The organism is Brevibacterium sp. K11IcPPYGO002, from assembly GCF_050920635.1.
Lineage (GTDB): Bacteria > Actinomycetota > Actinomycetes > Actinomycetales > Brevibacteriaceae > Brevibacterium.
Genome location: NZ_CP131929.1, coordinates 286974 through 306611 on the forward strand (window position 1 = coordinate 286974; position 19638 = coordinate 306611).

The 19638-nt window shown below is 64.5% G+C and carries 20 protein-coding genes; 14 read left to right on the forward strand and 6 right to left on the reverse strand.

What is annotated here, in order from left to right; genetic code table 11:
* The first annotated feature begins 121 nt into the window (after positions 1–121).
* The 3 genes from QYM46_RS01340 to QYM46_RS01350 are packed head-to-tail and all read left to right on the forward strand — an operon-like array spanning position 122 to position 2036.
* On the forward strand, positions 122–556 hold the full coding sequence (locus QYM46_RS01340; RefSeq protein ID WP_432790436.1) for a MarR family winged helix-turn-helix transcriptional regulator: 435 nt from the start codon (positions 122–124) through the stop codon (positions 554–556).
* A gap of 49 nt (positions 557–605) precedes the next feature.
* A complete protein-coding gene (locus tag QYM46_RS01345; protein ID WP_432790437.1) occupies positions 606–1649 on the forward strand; it encodes a pirin family protein in 1044 nt (347 codons plus the stop codon).
* A gap of 12 nt (positions 1650–1661) precedes the next feature.
* Entirely contained in the window at positions 1662–2036 is a 375-nt protein-coding gene (locus QYM46_RS01350) for a GNAT family N-acetyltransferase (RefSeq protein WP_432790438.1), read from the forward strand.
* A gap of 69 nt (positions 2037–2105) precedes the next feature.
* Here QYM46_RS01350 and arr read toward each other — a convergent pair whose 3' ends face one another.
* Positions 2106–2519: an NAD(+)--rifampin ADP-ribosyltransferase gene (arr, locus tag QYM46_RS01355; protein WP_432790439.1), complete on the reverse strand. Its 414-nt coding sequence runs from the start codon at positions 2517–2519 to the stop codon at positions 2106–2108.
* A 236-nt stretch (positions 2520–2755) separates the two neighbouring features.
* Between arr and QYM46_RS01360 the strand changes: the two genes are divergently transcribed.
* Positions 2756–4063, forward strand: a complete 1308-nt coding sequence (locus tag QYM46_RS01360) for an Nramp family divalent metal transporter (protein WP_432790440.1) — start codon at positions 2756–2758, stop codon at positions 4061–4063.
* 6 nt (positions 4064–4069) lie between these two features.
* On the opposite strand, the gene fadD5 is transcribed toward QYM46_RS01360, so the two are convergent.
* Positions 4070–5632, reverse strand: a complete 1563-nt coding sequence (gene fadD5, locus QYM46_RS01365; protein ID WP_432790441.1) for a fatty-acid--CoA ligase FadD5 — start codon at positions 5630–5632, stop codon at positions 4070–4072.
* A 284-nt stretch (positions 5633–5916) separates the two neighbouring features.
* Between fadD5 and QYM46_RS01370 the strand changes: the two genes are divergently transcribed.
* The gene (locus tag QYM46_RS01370) at positions 5917–6519 is read left to right on the forward strand and encodes a TetR/AcrR family transcriptional regulator (protein WP_169251027.1); all 603 of its coding nucleotides are present in this window, start codon (positions 5917–5919) and stop codon (positions 6517–6519) included.
* Positions 6520–6523: 4 nt separating this feature from the next.
* On the opposite strand, the gene QYM46_RS01375 is transcribed toward QYM46_RS01370, so the two are convergent.
* Together QYM46_RS01375 and QYM46_RS01380 are read right to left on the reverse strand one after the other, a co-directional pair.
* The gene (locus tag QYM46_RS01375) at positions 6524–7675 is read right to left on the reverse strand and encodes an acyl-CoA dehydrogenase family protein (protein WP_432790443.1); all 1152 of its coding nucleotides are present in this window, start codon (positions 7673–7675) and stop codon (positions 6524–6526) included.
* 108 nt (positions 7676–7783) lie between these two features.
* On the reverse strand, positions 7784–8122 hold the full coding sequence (locus QYM46_RS01380; protein ID WP_432790444.1) for an aldo/keto reductase: 339 nt from the start codon (positions 8120–8122) through the stop codon (positions 7784–7786).
* Between the two features lie 230 nt (positions 8123–8352).
* Here QYM46_RS01380 and QYM46_RS01385 point away from each other — a divergent pair, with 230 nt between their 5' ends.
* Positions 8353–9501 carry an acyl-CoA dehydrogenase family protein gene (locus QYM46_RS01385; RefSeq protein ID WP_432790445.1) on the forward strand — a complete coding sequence of 383 codons (1149 nt, stop codon included), beginning with the start codon at positions 8353–8355 and terminating at the stop codon, positions 9499–9501.
* 20 nt (positions 9502–9521) lie between these two features.
* Here the strand turns inward: QYM46_RS01385 and QYM46_RS01390 are convergent, their stop codons facing one another.
* On the reverse strand, positions 9522–9992 hold the full coding sequence (locus QYM46_RS01390; RefSeq protein WP_432790447.1) for a MaoC/PaaZ C-terminal domain-containing protein: 471 nt from the start codon (positions 9990–9992) through the stop codon (positions 9522–9524).
* A gap of 113 nt (positions 9993–10105) precedes the next feature.
* Between QYM46_RS01390 and QYM46_RS01395 the strand changes: the two genes are divergently transcribed.
* The gene (locus QYM46_RS01395; RefSeq protein ID WP_432790448.1) at positions 10106–11569 is read left to right on the forward strand and encodes an MFS transporter; all 1464 of its coding nucleotides are present in this window, start codon (positions 10106–10108) and stop codon (positions 11567–11569) included.
* Positions 11562–12071: a nuclear transport factor 2 family protein gene (locus QYM46_RS01400; protein WP_432790450.1), complete on the forward strand. Its 510-nt coding sequence runs from the start codon at positions 11562–11564 to the stop codon at positions 12069–12071. The genes QYM46_RS01395 and QYM46_RS01400 overlap by 8 nt, the downstream gene beginning before the upstream one ends.
* A 2-nt stretch (positions 12072–12073) precedes the next feature.
* Here the strand turns inward: QYM46_RS01400 and QYM46_RS01405 are convergent, their stop codons facing one another.
* Positions 12074–12712 carry a TetR family transcriptional regulator gene (locus QYM46_RS01405; protein ID WP_432790451.1) on the reverse strand — a complete coding sequence of 213 codons (639 nt, stop codon included), beginning with the start codon at positions 12710–12712 and terminating at the stop codon, positions 12074–12076.
* Between the two features lie 59 nt (positions 12713–12771).
* Between QYM46_RS01405 and QYM46_RS01410 the strand changes: the two genes are divergently transcribed.
* From QYM46_RS01410 to QYM46_RS01435, 6 genes are all read left to right on the forward strand, one after another.
* The gene (locus QYM46_RS01410; RefSeq protein WP_432790453.1) at positions 12772–13536 is read left to right on the forward strand and encodes a hypothetical protein; all 765 of its coding nucleotides are present in this window, start codon (positions 12772–12774) and stop codon (positions 13534–13536) included.
* A 1-nt stretch (position 13537) separates the two neighbouring features.
* Complete coding sequence (locus QYM46_RS01415; protein WP_432790455.1) at positions 13538–14470, forward strand: alpha/beta fold hydrolase; 933 nt, start codon at positions 13538–13540, stop codon at positions 14468–14470.
* Complete coding sequence (locus QYM46_RS01420) at positions 14467–16179, forward strand: AMP-binding protein (RefSeq protein ID WP_432790456.1); 1713 nt, start codon at positions 14467–14469, stop codon at positions 16177–16179. The genes QYM46_RS01415 and QYM46_RS01420 overlap by 4 nt, the downstream gene beginning before the upstream one ends.
* Positions 16180–16260: 81 nt before the next feature.
* Entirely contained in the window at positions 16261–17397 is a 1137-nt protein-coding gene (locus QYM46_RS01425) for an acyl-CoA dehydrogenase family protein (RefSeq protein WP_432790458.1), read from the forward strand.
* 119 nt (positions 17398–17516) lie between these two features.
* Positions 17517–18374, forward strand: a complete 858-nt coding sequence (locus QYM46_RS01430) for an FAS1-like dehydratase domain-containing protein (protein ID WP_432790459.1) — start codon at positions 17517–17519, stop codon at positions 18372–18374.
* Positions 18375–18385: 11 nt separating this feature from the next.
* Positions 18386–19543 (forward strand): CoA transferase, encoded by a 1158-nt coding sequence (locus QYM46_RS01435; protein WP_432790460.1) that lies wholly within the window; start codon positions 18386–18388, stop codon positions 19541–19543.
* The last annotated feature ends 95 nt before the right edge of the window (positions 19544–19638 follow it).

Sequence of the window (19638 nt, forward strand, 5' to 3'; positions counted from 1 at the left end):
CCGGGTATACCATTGAACTACGGTTTTGTTGACGGTGCAACAAATGTGCCGGGCGACACGCTGGACGGCACTTCGCAGACGGATAGACAGGCTGATGGACAAAACGACTCCCGTAAGCAGCATGATCAGGCAGAACGGCCCGATCAAGATCGCCGCATGGCGGCTGATGATGGAGAAGTACCAGGACTTCATGACGCGGTTCGAAGCGGAGTTCCGGGCCCGCCACGAACTGAGCGCCAATGAGTTCGACGTCCTCATCAATGCCCGACCTGCAACTCAGGTCAGACAGCGGGATCTGCTTCGCAGCCTCGTCATCAGCCGCAGTGCGCTCAGCCGGCTGCTCGGCAAGCTCGAGAAGCGGGGGCTGGTCAGGCAGGAACCCGACCCGGAGGATCAGCGCGGGGTGCTCGTCACCCTCACCGAGGCGGGGGTGAGGCTCTGCGACGAGGCGGCCGAGACGAATGCCGAGGTCATCTTCGCAGGCTTCGCCGGAGTCACCGACGCCGAGGCGGAGGAGATCTTCCAGCTCGTGTCGAAGATCTGCCCGGTCGGGTAGGGGAGCGGGCACCCTCCCCGCAGCCCCCGATCCTCGGTAGCATGTGGCCATGAGCAACGTCGAGTCCCGTCCCGAACAGGTCGTCTGCACGGCCGGGGGACTGCCCGGCCCCAATTGTGACCAGCAGGGACGTTCGCCGGTCGAGATCATCACCTCCCGCGAGGTGCCGCTGGGCGGGCCCCGCGCGATGACCGTGCGGCGGACTCTCCCACAGCGCCAACGCTCGCTGATCGGACCGTGGTGCTTCGTCGACCACTACGGCCCGGCCGACGTCTCCGTCACCGGCGGAATGGACGTCGCACCGCACCCGCACACCGGACTGCAGACCGTGAGTTGGCTGTTCGAAGGCGCCATCCAACACATCGACTCCGGCGGCAACGCGGGCCTCGTCCTGCCCGGCGAGGTCAACCTCATGACCGCGGGCCGAGGCATCTGCCACTCCGAGGTCTCGACCGACGATACGACGAGCCTGCACGGCGTTCAGCTGTGGCTGGCTCTGCCCGATGCCACCCGCCACCAGCCCGAACGCGAATTCGAGCACTTCGAACCCGAGCCCGTGCCGCTTGACGGCGGGGAGATGCTCGTCTTCCTCGGCCGCCTCGGCGAGGGATCCTCACCGGTGCGCACGCACAGCCCGCTGGTCGGCGCCGAGATCCGCCTCGACCCGGGCGCAGCCATCGACCTGCCCGTCGATCCGCGGTTCGAGCACGGCCTCCTCGTCGATTCCGGTGATATCAGCCTGGAGAACGTCGATCTGCCGGTCGCATCGATCGGCTATACGGGCATCGGCGTCGATGAACTGCGCATCGCCAATCGCAGTGACGACCCCGGTCGGCTCATCCTCATCGGCGGTGAGCCGTTCACCGAAGAGATCGTCATGTGGTGGAATTTCGTCGGCCGCACCCACGAGGAGATCGCCCGGTACCGCGAGGAATGGCAGGCCGAAGGCGACCGTTTCGGCGTCGTCGACGGCTACGTCGGCAAGGGCGGGCCAGGGCAGAACGCCGATGGGATGAGCAGGCTCCCCGCGCCGAGGCTGCCCGACGTCACGATCAGAGCACGGAAGAATCCACCCCCGCAGGTGCAGAGATAAGGAGCGTCAACCATGCCGAAGACATTCGAGGACAAGACCGGGGCCGAGGTCACGGTCTCGCTGAACGAAGCAGCGCAGGCCTATGAAGTCGCCGTCGCCGATGGGACCGTCGCCGGGAGCGCATTCTTCCTGCCCGGACCCGACGCGGAGACCGAACGCATCTTCCACCACACGGTCGTCGACGAGAAGTTCGGCGGCCGCGGGCTGTCGAAATTCCTCGTTTCTGAGGCACTCGACGATTCTCGCGAGCGTGGTGTGACCGTCGCGCCCGTGTGCCCGCTCTTCGTCACGAAGCTGCAGGAGACCGGCGATGACTACGCCGCCCAGGGCGGCAAGTTCCGCAATGCGACGGGCGCCGATTTCGACATCGTTGAGCGGCACAACTGAGTTCGGGCACGCGCGACTCGACCACGGGCGCGACGGTGTCGTCGTGACCGGTCAGCCGCCTCGGCGGAATCAGTTGATGATCTCTTTGTCGTCGTCTGCACGGATGGCCGCGAGTCGTTCGCGCCACATCTGCAGGTCCTGCTCGCTCAGGCGCTTCCAGTCGGTGACCTCGCGGACGATGCGCAGGGGTTCGCTGCTGCGGAAGGAGCGCGTGGGGTTGCCGGGGAACTTCTTGTCCGTGACGTTCGGGTCGTCGACGAAGTCGCCGAGGGGTTCGACCTCGTAGACGTGCGGAGATCCGGAGTTGAGGGCGGCCACCTCGGCGGCGAGCCCTGCCCCGTCGACGAGCGAGGTGAAGTAGATATGGTTCATCGTCACTTCGGGCCGGTAGTTCGAGGCGAAGCCTGCGGTCAGCAGGTCCCCGGGGGCGAGCTCGGCACGGGTGCCGTGGAAGAAGGGTCCTTCATCGAGTGTTGCAGCCATGGCGTCGAATATACGCTCGCAGACTGCGAATCGGCCTCGGATTCGGCGACTAGAATGGGTCTTGAGCGGGCGATGAACAACCTTGCGGAATGGGTTGAAACAGCGGCGCTTCCCGGGTGTTGAGACTTCCGTTCCGGAATGTGGCGACCTCGGCCATACTCTCCTGAGCGAACGATGCCCCGTGCGAACGTCTCCGGTGGCGTCGACGACCCCACGTGAAGGAGCCCACCCCGCCAATGTCCGCCGAAACGACATCGCAGACGACGACCGCCGCCTCGGCGCCGACATCATGGACCGGACGCCTCCGCCTCATCGGTCCGGGAATCGTGCTCGCCCTGGCCAGCGTCGGGGCGTCGGACATGATCACGACGATGAACTCCGGGGCGGAGTATGGGCTGGCGCTCATCTGGGTGTTCACGGTCGGCATCGTCCTCAAGTTCGTCCTCTCCGAGGCGGTCGCGCGGCTGCAGATGAGCGGCGACCGGTCACTGATCTCCCACCTCGCCCGGTTCGGCGGGCGGACGTTCCCGATCCTGTTCCTCATCGCCGAGCTGCTCGTCGGGCTGTTCTTCGGTGCCGGCGTCATCGCGGTGACGACGAGCATCCTGCAGGCGATCTTCCCGCTCCTGCCGTTCTGGCCGACCGCGATCGTCGTGCTCCTCTCCGCCGCGGTGCTCGTCGGAATCGGCCGGTACGGAATCGTGGAGAAGGCGATGATGGGCTTCGGCATCCTCATGTTCTTCGGCATCCTCGCCCTGGCGATCTCCGTGTTCCAAGGTCAGGACGCTCAAGCGGTGGCCGCGGCAACGATTGTGCCGACGTTCCCGAACACTTCGATCATCACGGTGATGTCGCTCATCGGTGGGGTCGGGGGAGCGACCGGCATCCTCGCCTACTCGTTCTGGATCCGCGAGAAGGCGTGGCGGACACCCGACTGGAAGCCTGTGGTGCGCCTTGACCTGGTCATCAGCTACGGACTCGTCTTCGTCTTCGCCGTGGCGATGAGTGCTGTCGGTGCCTTCATCCTCTACGGTCAGGGCTTCACAATTGCGGACAATGATGCTCTGTTCGCCATTGCCGATGACCTGATCGGGCGGATCGGTGAGACCGGGCGGCTCGTGTTCCTCATCAGCTTCCTCGCCGTGGTGTACACGAGTGTGCTCGGCGGGTTCTCCGGGATCGCCTACGTCACCGCCGACTGCCTGCGCGTGCTGCGCCGGTACCCGCACCAGGACGAACCGGCCCACGAGATGTCGGCGAAGTCGATCGAGTTCCGCGGCGCCCTCGTCTACCTCTCGATCGCGACGCTGGTCATCATGAGCCTCGGCAAACCGGTCACCCTCGTCCTCGTCTACGCGGCGATCAGCGCGTTCATCCTGCCGGTGCTCGCGCTCGCCCTGCTCGTCATCCTCAATCGGTCGACCGTGCCGGCGCAGCTGCGCAACACGAAGTGGTCGAACGTGCTGCTGGGCATCTGCCTGGCCCTGTTCGGATTCCTCGCCGCCCTGCAGGTGCGGGAGTCGGTGATGGGGTTCATCGGGTGAGCGACCTCAGCCTCCTGCCGGTTCGGGGTGGCGCAGCTGCACCTTGTTGATCTTGCCCGAGGCATTGCGGGGCAGGGCCGGAACGATCTCGAGGCGCTTGGGCTGCTTGAACCGGGCGAGTCTGTCGTCCAGCCACGCCTGGAGCTCATCGAGCGTGAGGGCGTCATCGTCGTCGGCGAGAGCGACAGTGGCCACGGGAATCTCGCCCCATTGCTCGTCGGGACGTCCCGTGACGGCGATCTCGGCGATCTTCGGGTGTGCGGCGATGACGTTCTCGACCTCGGCGCAGTAGATGTTCTCCCCGCCCGAGATGATCATGTCCTTCTTGCGATCGACGACCCACACGAAACCCTCCTCGTCCTGACGGACGAGGTCACCGGAGTGAAACCAGCCGCCGGCGAACGCCGTCGCCGTCTCCGCGGGTTTGCGCCAGTAGCCGGACATGAGGTTCGGTCCGCGGTAGACGATCTCGCCGACCGCGCCGACCTCGACGTCGTTCATCGACTCGTCGACGATGCGCGCTTGAACCGTGGGAATCGGCTGCCCGATCGAACCGAGCTTGCGCCGGGAGTCGCGACCGCGCAGGGCGCAGGTGATCGGTGACATCTCGGTCTGGCCGAATACGGCGACATTCATCGCGTCGGGAAACGTCTCCGACATGGTGCGCAGCAGCGTGTCGGAGGCGGGTGCGGCACCCCAGCTGATGACGCGCAGATTGAGATCGCGGGTGCGGGCGCTGGGTTCGGCACAGATGAGCTGCCACTGCTGAGGCACGTTGAAGACGATCGATGCGCGCTCACGTTCCCAGGCATCGAGGAGTTCGACGGGATCGAAGGAACCCAGAGGGTGCATCACCGTGGGGATGCCGATGACGAAGTTCGCGGCGATGGACCCGAGACCGGCGATGTGGAACAGGGGCGCGGTGAGAAAGGCGATGTCCTCATTGACGATGGTGTTCACCTGCAGGCAGGTGACCGCTTGGGAGAAGAGATTGATGTGGTCGAGCATCGCTCCCTTCGGCCGTCCCGTCGTGCCGGAGGTGTACATGATCAATGCCGTGGTGTCTTCGGGCACGTCCGGGAAGTCAGTCTCTCCGATCTTCTCGGCGATGAGGTCGGCATAGGACTCCCGGTCTTCGGTCGCCTGCCCGAACACGATGACGCGCTTGAGCCGATCGGTCACCTGGCCGACGGCATCGATCAGCGCCAGCAGCGGCTCGTCGACGAGGATGATGTCCGCGTCAGCGTCATCGACGATATACCCGAGTTCGGGCGGGGTGAGTCGGATGTTGACCGGAACCGCCATCGCGCCGAGGCGGTTGATCGCGAACACCGCTTCGACCACCTGAGGGTGGTTGAGGGTGAGGAGCAGGACTCGGTCACCGAAGCCGACTCCTCGGCGGCGAAGCGCGGCGGCGAAGGCGTCCATGTGATCGCGGGTCTCGCGCCACGTCGTGACCTCTCCGCGGAACTTCATCGCGGTGGCATCCGGTTTCATCTGCGCATGGATGGCGATCTGGTTCATCCAGTGATTGCGGCGGGCCTGCGAGGGAATAGCAGCATCGGCCATGGTGACACCTTTCAAACTTCGTCGTCTGCCGCCCTGCCCGGGCGGTCGGTCCTCCGTCCGGAGGCGACGGGAGCCGTCGAGCCGGATGCCGTCGGATCGGAAGGAGCGGTGTGTCTTGAGTATCGCACCCTCACGGACGGAAGTCACGGATTTTTCTAATACGTATTCATAAATGTGATGGGAGCCGGTTCTGCTTGCCGCACGTCGATGCGGGGCAAAACGTCAGCCAGGTGGGAGGCGGAGAGCCGCCTCGGCGGTTTTCGAATTGCTGTTAGATTGGTCGCATGGTCGAATCGGTCTCGAAGTCCGCACGCACTCGGGGGCGGATCCTCGATGCTGCCGCAGGTGTCCTCAGCCGCAAGGGCTATGCGGGGATGCGCATGGCTGATGTCGCGAAGGCGGCTGGAATCCAAGCCCCGGCGATCTACTATCACTTCCCCTCTCGCGACGATCTGGTCGAGGCGGTGATGTGGGAAGGTGCGCATCGGGTGCGGGTTCATCTCGAGGCCGTGCTCGCGGAGCTGCCGGAGCACACGCCGCCTCGGGACCGCCTGCTGGCGGCGGTGGAGGCGCACCTGCGCTGCGAACTGGACATCTCCGATTACACGATCGCCGCAGTGCGCAATGCCGGACAGGTCCCCGAGAAGGTGCGAGAGCGACCGGCGGCGGAGGAGAGTGCCTACAGCCGACTGTGGCAGACGCTGTTCCGGGACGCGGCGGAGGCCGGCGAGCTGAGGGAGGACCTCGACATCAACGTCTTCCGCCTGCTGCTGCTCGGGTCGATGAACTGGGCAGTCGAATGGTGGAACCCGCGCACTCGATCACTCGAGGACCTCATCTCCTCGACGCAGGATCTCGTCCGCCATTCGACATTCGCACCGGACTGAGTTCTCAGAGCCCGAGGTCGCGGCCGACGATCTCCTTCATGATCTCCGTCGTGCCGCCGTAGATGGTGGTGATGCGCGAATCGAGATAGTCCTGGGCGATGCGGTACTCCTTCATGTACCCGTAGCCGCCGTGCAGCTGGAGACAGCGTCCGACGATTTGGACGTACTGCTCGGTCGTCCAGAATTTTGCCGCCGCGGCATCGGCCGGACCGAGCGTGCCCTGGCAGTGTTCGAGGATCGCGGCGTCGATGTAGGCGCGGCTGGCGGCGGTTGCGGTCGTCATCTCGGCTAGCTCGAAGCGGGTGTTCTGGAATGTGCCGATGGGCCGACCGAATGCCTGTCGATCGGTGACATAGGTGCGGGTCCGCTCGAGGACTCCTTCGCTCGAGGCGACGGCGGCGAGGGCGATCGACAGGCGTTCCTGGGGCAGGTTCTGCATGAGTCCGAGGAACCCCGAGCCTTCGGCGCCGAGGAGGTTCGCCGCAGGTACGCGCACGTCCTCGAAGACCAGCTCGCTCGTGTCCTGGGCAGAGAGGCCGACCTTGTCGAGGTTCGTGCCGCGGGTGAACCCCGGGGTGTCGCCTTCGACGACGAGCAGGCTGAGGCCCTTGTGCGGGTCCTCCGAGGTGCGCACCGCGGTGGCCACCAGGTCGGCGTTCTGGCCGTTGGAGATGAAGATCTTCGAGCCGTTGACGATGTAGTCGTCTCCGTCGCGCCGCGCGGTGGTGCGGATCGAAGCGAGATCGCTGCCGGTTCCGGGCTCTGTCATGGCGATGGCCGTGATGAGCTCGCCCGAGGCGATTCCCGGCAGCCACCGCCGCTTCTGTTCGTCATTCGTCAGGTCGGTGAAGTAGGGGATGGTGATGTCGTTGGAGAGCGCGATGCACCCCATGCCGCTGGAGACCGGGTTGCGAGCGAGCTCTTCGCTCATGATTGCGTTGAAGCGGAAGTCCTCGTTTCCTCCGCCCCCGAACTCCTCGGGCACGCCGAAGCCGAGGATGCCGGCCTCCGCCGCGGCGGTGAATAGGGAGCGGTCGACCTGTCCCTCGTCGTCCCAACGCGCTGCGTTGTCTGCGACGTTGCGTTCGACGAATTCGCGGACGAGGCTGCGGAACTGTTCGTGAGTGTCATCGTAGAGGGTGCGCTTGAGTGCCATGGGAGACGACCTTTCTTCGCGTCGTTGCGAACCAGTTTCTACTCTACATTAGAAAATGCCGATGAGGCAGAGGGTGCCGACGCGATCGGGGAGAGCGCCCGGCTGTGCTCACTCCCGCCCGAAGCTGATCCACCTCAGATTGTCGACGATGGAGACGATCCGCTGATTGGCATCCCACGCCTCACCCATGCGTGCGGTCCTGCCGCGGACATCGCCGGCCACCTGGTCCTTCGTCAGGGTGCCGGTGAGGAAGCCGCGACCCAGCGGGCTGTACGGGACGAACCCGTCCCCGAGCTCGGCGCAGGCGGGCACCACGTGGTCTTCGACATCACGCGACCACAGGCTCCATTCGGACTGGACGGCGGTGATCGGGTGGAGACCGCATGGGCGCGGCGAAGCATCGCACGCTGAGTGGGCGTATTCGGGTCGTCCGTCGGTGCGTTTCATTGACCAGTCGGGCGGCGCCGGCGACCAATTCAACTGTTGATGCAAGTGCACATAATTGCATGGCATTGGTAATGTATATGTAACTAATGGTGAGAGCTCGCCGACGAGAACGACCGTGCACATGGCCTGGTCCCACGAGGGCACGCGCAGTGCACACCAGCCGAGCGGGTTTTCGCATCGTGCACCGCCTCCGCGTGGTGCCCTCAATGATCGAGGAGTTGGAAGCCCGCATGCCAGTGAGCAATGAAGAGCAGATGATGATCGATCTGGTCGCCGAATTCATCGACGAACAGGTCAAACCCAGCGTCAACAAGGTCGAGCACGCCGATGAATATCCCGAAGCGTGGATCCAGACGATGAAGGATATGGGCATCTACGGGCTCGCCATCGACGAGCCGTGGGGGATGGGCAAGGTCTCGACCGAGGCGTATGCGCTCATCACTGCCGAGCTCGCTCGCGGGTGGATGTCCCTGGCGGGTGCGATGGGCGGGCACACCGTCGTCGCGAAGCTCCTCCAGGAATACGGCACCGATGAGCAGAAGGATACGTACCTGCCGCGGATGGCCACCGGTGAGCTGCGGGCGACGATGGCGCTGACCGAACCCGGCGGCGGATCCGACCTGCAGGCGATGCGCACCACTGCGACGAAGGACGGTGACGACTACGTCATCAACGGGTCGAAGACGTGGATCACGAACGCCCGGAAATCCGACCTCATTGCGCTGCTGTGCAAGACCGACCCGCAAGCCGAGCCCCGTCATAAGGGCATCTCGATCATCCTCGTGGAGAAGGGGGAAGGCTTCACCGTCTCCCAGGATCTGTCGAAGCTCGGGTACAAGGGCGTCGAGACCTGCGAGTTGTCCTTCGACGGACTGAGGCAGCCGCAGTCGCAGCTGCTCGGTGAGGCCGAGGGTGTCGGGTTCAAGCAGATGATGAAGGGACTCGAGATCGGCCGCATCCAGGTCGCGTCCCGCTCGCTCGGCGTTGCGCAGGCGGCGCTCGACGATGCCGTGAAGTACTCGCAGGAACGTGAGTCCATGGGCAAACCGATCTGGAAGCACCAGTCGGTGGGCAACAAGCTCGCGATGATGGCGACGAAGCTCGAGGCTGCCCGGCAGCTCGTCCTCCACGCTGCTCGCACCTATGATTCGGGGGCGCGGGTGGATATGGAGGCCGGGATGGCGAAGCTCTATGCCTCGGAGATGGCCGCCGAGGTGGCCCTCGACGCCATCCGCGTCCATGGCGGTTACGGATACTCCACCGAATACGACGTCGAACGCTACTACCGGGATGCTCCGCTGATGATCGTCGGCGAAGGCACGAACGAGATCCAGATGAACGTCATCGCCAAGCAGCTCATCGGCCGGAACAAGGCCTGAGGGGCATCAGCCCTGTTCGGTCACGGCGTGGAAGGTGCCAGTTTGATGAGGAATCCGGATCTCCCCTCCTGCGCCTTCTCGCCGTGCTGATTGAGCAGGGTGAAGCGCCGGTCGACGAACCCCTTGTCTCCGGCGGAGACCCTCCGACACGACAGGATCTCCATCTCGACCGTCACTGTGTCTCCGATGCGCAGCGGCGTGAGGAACTTCCACTCGTCGAGTCCGGTCATGGCGATGGCCGATTGAGCGAACCAGCCGGCCCGGTCCATCAGGCCGGTGATGACGGCGATTCCCAAGGCGCCGTGCAGCAGGCGTCCGCCTTGATTCTGCATGTATTCGGCGTCGGCATGGACTTGGTTCCAGTCGCCGGAGAGCATCGAGAACATCGTGAGGTCGGCCTCCGAGAGCGTCCTCGAAGGGGACCGATAGACCTGGCCGACCGCGAGATCCTCGAGGTAGAGGCTGTTGTCGGTGGTGTGCTTCGTGGTCACGTGCTCCTCCTGGATCAGGGGCTGAAATCGGATGCCTGTTGCCTGGGCGGGGTGCCTCTGTCATACTCAGCATACAAGAACGAACGTTCTTCCCTGCTCAATGAGGAGTGAAAATGCATCCATCATCCAACCCACCCACCGGTCCTGACACGACCACGTCCGGCACGACTGCGACCGAACTCGACATGCCCGATGAGGGCAAGATGACTCGCCTCGCCGGCGCATCCGTCATCGCGACAGCGCTCGAATGGTTCGACTTCCTCATCTATTCGACCGCCTCGGCGCTCGTCTTCGGTCACGTATTCTTCCCTTCGCTCGAAGGCGCCTTGGGAACCATCGCCTCGTTCGGCACTCTCGCGGTGGGCTTCATCGCCCGCCCCGTGGGCGGCATCATCGCCGGTGCACTCGGCGACAAATTCGGTCGCAAGGGACCGCTCGTCGCCTCGATGATCGTCATGGGACTGGCCACAACGTCGATCGGACTGCTGCCCAGCTACGAGACGATCGGAATCTGGGCGCCGATCCTCCTGGTGACCGCCCGCCTGGTCCAAGGACTCGGCGTCGGTGCCCAATGGGGCGGCGCCACGCTGCTGCTGACCGAGCATTCACCGCTGAAGCGTCGCGGCTTCTACGGCTCCCTCGTCCAGTTGGGCACCGTTGCCGGCATCATCATCGGCAATGCCTTCTTCCTGTGCATCCTGCTCTTCGTCGATGAAGGTGCTTTCATCGCCTGGGGCTGGCGTGTGCCGTTCCTGTCGGGCATCCTCCTCGTCGCGGTCGGAATCTTCGTGCAGATGAAGATCGAAGAGACCCCTGTCTTCAAGTCGATGCAGGCCAAGGCTGAGGCCGCGACCGCCGGTCAGACGATGCCTCGCGTGCCCTTCGGCCGCAAGCTGCGGTTGTACTGGAAGCAGATTCTGCAGGCCGCTGGTGCGTTCTTCGTGGTCAACGGCACCTTCTACGTCATGATCTCCGGGATGCTGTCCTATGGCACCGCGAATGTCGGGCTGTCTCAGACGACGATGATCATGATCGTCTGCCTCGCCGTCGCCACTCAGATCTTCACAATCCCCTATTTCGGAGCCTGGTCGGACCGACACGGCCGCCGCAAGATCTTCCTGCTCGGCACCGTTCTCATGGCCGTGTGGGCGTTCCCGTTCTTCTGGCTCGTCGACACCGGCAACCCGATCCTCGTCGCCGCAGCCATCATCGTCGGCCTCACCTTGCACGCCATGATGTTCGGGCCCCAGGCGGCACTGTTCGCCGAGATGTTCCCCGCAGACGTTCGCTACTTCGGAGCCTCACTCGGGTTCCAGCTCGCAAGTGTCTTCGCCGGTGGCCTGGCGCCGATGATCATGGTCTCCCTCATCGAGGCGACCGGCACCTCGGCGAGCGTTTCCCTCTACATCATCGCGATGGCCGTGATCACCTTCGTCGCCGTGTACTCCATCAGGGAACGCTTCCAGGCGAACCTGCATGAGACGGCCGCCGACATCGAAGAACGCGAGCGTCGCGAAGCCGGCCGGCTCGGTGCGACGGACAAGTCCACTACCGCTGAGGAGGCCGAACATGCCTGAAACCACGCTGACACTCGAAGAGAGAATCACTCGCCTCGAAGACATTCATGAGATCGGGCAGCTCCGCGCCCGATACTGCCAGGCACTCGATGACGGTCGCTGGGAGGACCTCGCCGACACGTTCACCGACGACGGCGCATTCGTCGGCCTGTCCACTGCACGCGGTCGTGCGGAGATGCTCGAGTTCTTCCCGCAGCTCAACTCCTCGACCGTGACATCGTGGTGGCACTTCAGCTCCAATGAAACCGTGGAACTCGACGGCGACTCCGCGACCGGGACGACCTGGCTGCTTCAACCCTGCGTCGTCGACGGGGAATCCCAGATCGCGGCCGGTCGGTACGAAGACACGATGGTGAGAACGGCACACGGGTGGCGTTTCCAGGAGCGTCGAGTCTCGTTCTTCTTCTGGTCATCGCTCGAATCCGGATGGGACGCGGCACGGTTCTCGTTCCCACCGGCCGTCGACGCCGCCGACGCCCGAACGGTCGAACGGCTCGGATGATGTCAGTCGGAAGAGGCAGGTCGCGTGGCGGCACGGACCAGACCGAAGACGAGGTCGACCTGCAGATCGGCGAGTTCGGCGGGCGAGAGTTCGCCGTCGGGCCGGTACCACGTCGACATCGAGTTGCAGAGGGTGACGACGCCGCGCACCGCCGAGCCGAGATTGCGCACCTCGCACTCTCCGGCGGACACAGCGTCACCGATCGCTGCCCGGAACACTGCTTCCGTCCTGTCTCTCTCGGCGACCACCTCGGCGCGGTTTTCCCCCTCGAGGTAGCGGAATTCGGTGATGCCCACCACCGAGGCGCGCGGCTGGGCCACGATGAAATCGACGTAGGCACGCACCGCCGCCTCAAGCCTCGCCAGCGGGATCGTTCCCGCTGCGCCGACCGCTTCCTCGAGGGAATCGGCCAGGGTTCGCGCCGTCTCTTCGAGCACGAACTCGAGGATCTCGCTCTTGGATCCGAAGTAGTTGTAGAGATTCGACAGGGAGGTGCCCGCCGCCTTCGCGATCTGCCGCGTCGATGCGCCGTGGAAACCCTGGGCGGAGAACACCTCGAGGGCAGCGTGGACAACCGTGTCACGGTCGATGAATCTCGGCGCTGCTCGCCGCCGGTTCGCGTTGGCTGGGGTGTCCTCCATGGGCACCAATCTACTCATAAGTTCACCCGCTCTCATAAGCACACCTGGAAGGAACAGTCATGACTACCCCGTTCAAACCCGGTCGAAGACTGCTCGCCGATGCTGACGCACTGGCCGCGGCAAGTCCCCTGGCACTGGCCGACTCCGTCGCCGAGGCGATCGGTCAGGAGCTGGGGCAGGCGGTCCGACTGGTTTCGGCTGAGCTGGAGACGAACAGAGCGGTCCAGGCCGAGTTCGGCGAACTCGTCACCCCCTCGGCGGTGGTGACCGCCGTGCAGTCCCAGAAGGGGCGGGAGCTGCGGACCGAAGTGACAGCCCAGCTCGAAGGGAATGCCGCCTATTCCGCCTCGGTGCGTTTCGCCTTCGCCGAAGCCATCGACAACACCGACGAGGTGTCCGAACTGTTCTGCCCCGGCAGCGCCGGGTGGAACAGCGAACTGCGCGATCGCCTGCGCGACGATTCCGAGTTCTCCACACTCATCGAGGCCTACGACGGAACGATCGGCCTTTCCATCGGCGGTCGCCCCGTGCACATCCGGTGCTACCGCGGCCACGTGCTCGAGGTCGTCTCCCGTTCCATCCTCGGCGCCGACTTCGTGCTCTCCATCCCCGGCGACGTCTTCATCGACCTCATGACCGCAGAGCGCAACCGCTTCATGGAGACCGCGATGAGCGGGGAGATGCGGTCCACAGGATCCGGGTACGAATACCTGCGCATGACCAGCGCACTCATGCGCATCATCGACCACGCCCGAGCCATGGCTGTCACAGCCGGATATGCCGGCTCCGAATCCAACCTCGACACGAATCTGCAGGTGGCCTGAGATGACGACCCCGAACCACACGAACACTCCGGCAGCGACGACCCTCCGCGCTCACCAGCTGATCATCGACGACCGCATCGCCTTCGTCGAGGACTGGGGTGACATCGACGCGACGCCGCTGCTCGCCGTTCACACCGCGGGACAGTCCGGAGTCCAGTACCGTCATGTGGCGGCGGACCTCGCCGCCCACGGCTACCGGGTCATCGTTCCCGACCTGCCCGGACACGGTCGCACGGAGCCGGCGAAGAACGGCCCGGTGACCGACCTCGGCGAATACGCACAATTCGGTCTTGACGTGCTCGACCAGCTCGGGATCGATCGGTTCGTCGCCGTCGGCTGCTCGATCGGCGGCAAGATCACGATCGACCTGGCCGTACGCGCCGGTGACCGTATCATCGCGGCCATCGCCATGGCCGCGGGATCCCGTCCCGGCCATGTGTCGCTGCGCGGGCTGACACGTGAACTCGTCGACATCTCCACGCCCTCCCGCGGTGATCGCACCTACTGGGGGACCCGGGCAGTCGTCGGGTCGGCCGTCGACGAGGAGCAGCGGGAGATCATCGCCCGCATGCACTGCCGAGAAGATCCGATCGTGTCGAACTCGGATCTCATCGGCTGGGGTCGCCACGACGTCAATGAGGGACTGCCCGGTGTCGCCTGCCCGACGATCCTCGTCGCCGGTGAGGACGACCTGTGGATCGACACCGCGGCGATCCGCCGTGACGCAGAGTCCATCCCTCGCGGCACATTCGTCCTCCTGCCGGGAATCGGGCACTATCCGATGGAGGAGATGCCGGACTTCGTTGAGGCGGTCGATTCCTGGGTGCGCAGTGCTGACACCTGCGGTGCCGATACCGGCAATGCCGATACCGGGAGTGCCGATACCGGCAGTGCCGACCGAAAGACCGAAGAACTGGAGGCTGCCCACTCATGACTTCGCCCGCCACTCTCTACGGCCACTTGAAATCCTGGGCCGAAACCGACCCACAGCGGACGGCCCTCATCGATCCGGTGCCGACCGGTGCCGTTCGTGACGGAGCCGAATCCGGGCACGTGCGCATCAGCGTCTCGGATCTGCTGGCCCGCACCAACGATTTCGCCGGCCTGCTCGCCGATCACGGTGTCGGCCCGAACGACTGCATCGCGGTCTGGCTGCCCAGCTGGTCCGACACCTATGCATGGCAGTTCGCGGCTTCCGCGCTCGGTGCCCACGTGATCGGAGTGAACACCCGCTACAACGTCGCCGAGGTGGGGCATGTCCTGACCAAGGCCCGCCCGCACGTGCTCGTCATGGCCCACGGATTCCGCAACCTCGATTTCCTCGACACCGCGCAGAAAGCCATCGCCGAGGTGGAGCAGGAGAGTTCCGCCCAGCAGGATCGTTCCCCGGGAGAGCCGTTCACCCCGCCGAAGGCATTCGTCTGGGCGGTGCCGGGAGCCGCGAGCGAACCCGCGATCGCGGACTACGACCTCGGAGCCGGGGCGGTCCTCGTCCCCGCGGAGTCGCCAGCCGCGGATCAGACAGAGGCATCATTCGCCGAGGCCGCACCCGAAGAATCACGACTCTCCGTCGCATTCACGACCTCAGGTTCGACCGGGATGCCGAAGCTCGCGGCTCACCGTGAGTCAGCGGTCATCACCCATTCCCAACAGGTCGCCGCTCGAATCGGTTTCACCGCCGGCGACGTCCTCGTCGAACCCCTCCCGTACTCGGGTGTCTTCGGATACTCGGCAGGAATGGGAGCACTCTTCGGCGGAGCAGCCGTCCTCCTCCACCCGGTCTTCGACGAACAGGAACTCGTCGAAGCCTGGAGCACCTTCTCCGGCTCACACTTCGTCGGAGCCGACGACATGCTCTCCCGCGTGCGCAAGGCCTGCGACGACACGGGCACGAAACTCGAATCGTGGCGGTGGGCAGGAGTAGCCGATTTCCAAGGAATGTCCGCCGACATCGCCGACTGGGCGGCCGAGCGGTTCGGCACCCACACCGTCGGCGTCTACGGATCCTCCGAAGTCTTCGCACTCACGTCGTTCTGGCCGAACGACACACCGGAAGAGCTGCGGTACTCGGGCGGCGGTCGCCTCGTCGATCCTCGCTACGAATACCGCATCGCCGATCCGGTCACGGACCAACCCGTGTCCGACGGTTCGGAAGGCGAAGTCCAACTCCGCGGTCCCAACGTCGTCGACCACTACCTCGGCGATCGGGGAGAAGGACGGAAGAACTTCACCGCCGACGGATGGTTCCAGACGGGGGACCTCGGGCGCGCGCAAGGGCCTGAGGCTTTCGAATACGTCTGCCGGATGGGGGACGTCATCCGTCTGCGCGGATTCCTCGTCGATCCCGCCGAGATCGAGCTGCACCTCATCACCCACCCGGACATTGAGCTGGTCAAGGTCGTCGGGCGCAGCAGCGATGCCGGCGAGCCCGAAGTCGTCGCTTTCGTCCAGCCGGTGCCCGGCACCGCTCCCGAGCCGGAGGCGATCCGGCAGTACTGCCGGCAGCAGCTCGCCAGCTTCAAGGTCCCGACCGAGGTCAGACTCGTCGAGACCATGCCCGTGACCGCGGGAACGAACGGCTCGAAGATCAAAACCGCCGTCCTCCGCGAATGGGCGACTCAGCCGGCGGCGGTCGGACAGTGATACGAATCGAAGTAGGTATGACGACCCCAGAAAGGGCAGAAGATGACTCATAAGCCGCGTCCGCGTCCGGACACTCCGCACATGATGACCGAGGAACGCCTCGAGATCCAAGCTCTGGCTCGCGAGTTCGCCCGTGATGTCGTCCTGCCGATCGCCAACGAACTCGACCCGGTTGAGGGGCAGTTCCCGGATTCGATGGTCAAACAGATGGCGGAGATGGGGTTCTTCGGCATCCTCATCCCTGAGGAATACGGGGGCCTGGGGCTCGGGGTGTTCGAGTACTGCCTTGTGGCCGAGGAACTCTCCCGTGCCTGGATGTCCGTGGCCGGACTGCTCGCTCGCGGCAACGGGATGGGCGGTGGGTTCTCGCCCGAACAGGAAGCGAGGCTTTTGCCGAAGGTGGCCAGTGGTGAGTACCTTGGTGCGTTCGCCCTGTCCGAGGCTGAGGCTGGGTCGGATGTGGCGAATCTGCGGTGCAAGGCCGAACGCAATGCTGATGGTGATTGGGTCATCAACGGCACGAAGATGTGGTGTACGTATGCCGATCAGGCCGACTACATCGTCCTCTTCGCCCGCACGAGTGTGGAGGAGAAGCGGCATCGGGGGATTTCGGTGTTCCTCGTCGAGAAGGAACGCGGCACTTTCCCTGAGGGTATCTCCGGGGCGCCGGCGAAGAAGATCGGGTATCACGGGTGGAAGACCTGGGAGCTGTCGTTCGACAACTTCGTCCTCCCCGCCGATTCCCTCCTCGGTGAGGAAGGGCGTGGATTTTACCAGGCAGTGTCCGGGCTCGAGGTCGGTCGTGCGCACACGGCGGCGCGGTCGATCGGTCTGGCTCAAGCGGCTCTCGAGGACTCGGTGAAGTATCTGAAGGAACGTGAGCAGTTCGGGCACCCGTTGGCTGATTTCCAGCATCTGCGGTTCAAGGTCGCGGACATGGCCGCGCAGATCGAAGCCTCGAGGCAGCTGATGTATCACGTGTGCACGCAGATCGATTCCGGTCGCCGGTGTGACAAGGAAGCGGCGATGGTGAAGTACCTGGCCGGGGAGATGAGTGAGAAGGTCACCTCGGAGGGGGTGCAGATCCATGGTGGTGCCGGGTATACGACGGACTTCGCTGTCGAACGCTACTGGCGTGATGCCCGCCTGACGAAGATCTTCGAGGGCTCGTCGGAGATCCAGATGCGCATCATCTCCGACGAACTCCTCGGCCGCTAACCCCAATTACTACCTGACGGCGGCCCAGCAACCTGGCGCCAGGTATCTGCGCCCCCGTCACGTAGCAATTAGGCCACTGTGGGCGCACATTTCGAACTACCGTAAGGAACTTGACTGCGATGAGTGAGACGAACCTCCAAGACTGGGTCGGCCGGACCTCGACCGCCACCGAGACCGCCGATGGGGAACGTGCCGCACGTCTGGCGACACTGCTCGGCCGTGACGGTGACCCGGCGGCACCCCTGTTCCCGCTCGGGCACTGGCTGCACTTCTCCGAAGACGATGTACCGATGAGTGACCTCGGAACTGACGGGCATGCCGCGCTTGGCGGGTTCATGCCCCCGGTGCCTCTGCCCAGGCGGATGTGGGCCGGCAGCGACCTGACCTTCCACGCCCCGATCCTGCCCGGACAGAGCATCGAACGCACGACGACGATCGAGTCGATCACCGAGAAGACCGGCAGCACCGGGCCCCTGTGCTTCGTGAAGCTGCGCCATGAGATCACGGCAGACGGAACCCTGGCGACAACGGATCGGCACACGATCGTCTACCGGGAAGCCAACCCGGCGCCGGAGGGATCGGCAGCAAAGCCCCCGCGAACGGACAGTGCAGTCCCGGAGGGCTGGGACTGGACGCGTTCGGTCAGACCGAATGAAGTCATGCTCTTCCGCTATTCGGCGCTGACGTTCAACTCCCACCGCATCCACTACGACCACCCGTACGTCACCGAGATCGAAGGCTACCCCGGGCTTGTCACCCACGGTCCGTTGACGGCAACGTGGCTGTTGGATGCGTTCATGTCTACCCACCCCGAGGCGGCTGTGACCGAATATCGATTCACCGCGAAGTCCCCGTTGTTCGCGAACGAACAGATCCACCTCGTCGGCAGGGAGACCGAACCCGGGGTCCATGACCTGCAGGCCGTCGCCTCGGATGGGAAGACGGCCATCGCCGCGACCGTGAGCACGAACAACTGAGGAGAACGACCATGACCGACACCCGCCCCGCACCACTGACCGGCCTCAAAGTCGTCGAGATCTCCGCGTTCGTCGCAGCCCCGTTGGGTGCAATGACCTTGGCGCAGCTCGGTGCCGATGTCATCCGCATCGACCCGATCGGCGGGAATATCGATGCGAACCGGTGGCCGATCAGCGATGACGGCACCTCGATCTATTGGGCGTCCCTGAATAAGGGGAAGCGCTCGGTCACGCTCGATCTGAAGTCGGAGGAGGGGCAGAAGATCGCCACCGACCTTATCGCCGAGGCGGGCACGCTGATTACGAATCTGCCGGCTCGCGGGTGGTTGAGCTATGAGAATCTCAAGCGGCATCGAGAGGACCTTGTCATGCTGCGTTTGGGCGGGTGGCACGACGGTTCCCCGGCGGTCGATTACACGGTCAATGCCGCCAGTGGGTTCCCAATCATCACCGGTGACGATGAGCGGCCAGTGAACAATGCGCTGCCGGCCTGGGACGTCGCTGCGGGACTTTATATCGCTAACGGGATCATGGCTGCCGAACTCGATCGTCGTTCCTCGGGTAAGGGGCAGGAGATCACCCTGGCTCTGTCGGATGTCATGCTCGCCACCGTGGGCAACCTCGGCTATATCGCGGAGGTGCAGGCGACGGGCAAGACCCGTGGTGCTTTGGGCAACGGGTTGTATGGGGCTTATGGGCAGTCGTTCGAGTGCGCGGATGGCCGTCAGGTGATGGTCGTCGTTATCTCGAACAAGCACTGGCGGGGTTTGGGGAAGGCGACAGGGCTGGGCGAGAAGCTTGAAATGATCGGTCCGCTGCTCGACGTCGACCTGAACACTGAGGGCGGCCGGTTCGAGGCACGTGAGGCTATCGATGCGGTGGTGCGACCGTGGTTCACCGCGCACGACTCCGAGGACGCGACGAAGCTGCTCGCCGAGGCCGGAGTGCTCGTCGGCGGGTTCCAAACGTTCGAGGAGCTCGTGACCTCTGACCCTAGGTGCTCGACAGAGAACCCGATGCTCACCGAAATCGACCAGCCGGGTGTCGGACGAGTCCTGGCGCCAAGAGTGCCGTTGGCGTTCGGTGGGACTCCGGTGGCAGATGCCATGCCAGCGCCGCAGTTGAGCGGGGACACCGAGGCTGTTCTTGCGGACCTGATAGATCGTTAATTTCACGAGGAGCCGGAACTGCGCACCCGGAAGTTGGTAACGTGGTCGGTTCGGTAAGCAAAGAGATCAAAAGACTCGGCGGAGTTCACAGCTGT

Bases quoted from the DNA above. Each gene is read 5' to 3' on its own strand.
- QYM46_RS01340 (WP_432790436.1), top strand. From the start codon at position 122: ATGATCAGGCAGAACGGCCCGATCAAGATCGCCGCATGGCGGCTGATG.
- QYM46_RS01345 (WP_432790437.1), top strand. From the start codon at position 606: ATGAGCAACGTCGAGTCCCGTCCCGAACAGGTCGTCTGCACGGCCGGG.
- QYM46_RS01350 (WP_432790438.1), top strand. From the start codon at position 1,662: ATGCCGAAGACATTCGAGGACAAGACCGGGGCCGAGGTCACGGTCTCG.
- arr (WP_432790439.1), bottom strand. From the start codon at position 2,519: ATGGCTGCAACACTCGATGAAGGACCCTTCTTCCACGGCACCCGTGCC.
- QYM46_RS01360 (WP_432790440.1), top strand. From the start codon at position 2,756: ATGTCCGCCGAAACGACATCGCAGACGACGACCGCCGCCTCGGCGCCG.
- fadD5 (WP_432790441.1), bottom strand. From the start codon at position 5,632: ATGGCCGATGCTGCTATTCCCTCGCAGGCCCGCCGCAATCACTGGATG.
- QYM46_RS01370 (WP_169251027.1), top strand. From the start codon at position 5,917: ATGGTCGAATCGGTCTCGAAGTCCGCACGCACTCGGGGGCGGATCCTC.
- QYM46_RS01375 (WP_432790443.1), bottom strand. From the start codon at position 7,675: ATGGCACTCAAGCGCACCCTCTACGATGACACTCACGAACAGTTCCGC.
- QYM46_RS01380 (WP_432790444.1), bottom strand. From the start codon at position 8,122: ATGAAACGCACCGACGGACGACCCGAATACGCCCACTCAGCGTGCGAT.
- QYM46_RS01385 (WP_432790445.1), top strand. From the start codon at position 8,353: ATGCCAGTGAGCAATGAAGAGCAGATGATGATCGATCTGGTCGCCGAA.
- QYM46_RS01395 (WP_432790448.1), top strand. From the start codon at position 10,106: ATGCATCCATCATCCAACCCACCCACCGGTCCTGACACGACCACGTCC.
- QYM46_RS01400 (WP_432790450.1), top strand. From the start codon at position 11,562: ATGCCTGAAACCACGCTGACACTCGAAGAGAGAATCACTCGCCTCGAA.
- QYM46_RS01405 (WP_432790451.1), bottom strand. From the start codon at position 12,712: ATGGAGGACACCCCAGCCAACGCGAACCGGCGGCGAGCAGCGCCGAGA.
- QYM46_RS01410 (WP_432790453.1), top strand. From the start codon at position 12,772: ATGACTACCCCGTTCAAACCCGGTCGAAGACTGCTCGCCGATGCTGAC.
- QYM46_RS01415 (WP_432790455.1), top strand. From the start codon at position 13,538: ATGACGACCCCGAACCACACGAACACTCCGGCAGCGACGACCCTCCGC.
- QYM46_RS01420 (WP_432790456.1), top strand. From the start codon at position 14,467: ATGACTTCGCCCGCCACTCTCTACGGCCACTTGAAATCCTGGGCCGAA.
- QYM46_RS01425 (WP_432790458.1), top strand. From the start codon at position 16,261: ATGATGACCGAGGAACGCCTCGAGATCCAAGCTCTGGCTCGCGAGTTC.
- QYM46_RS01430 (WP_432790459.1), top strand. From the start codon at position 17,517: ATGAGTGAGACGAACCTCCAAGACTGGGTCGGCCGGACCTCGACCGCC.
- QYM46_RS01435 (WP_432790460.1), top strand. From the start codon at position 18,386: ATGACCGACACCCGCCCCGCACCACTGACCGGCCTCAAAGTCGTCGAG.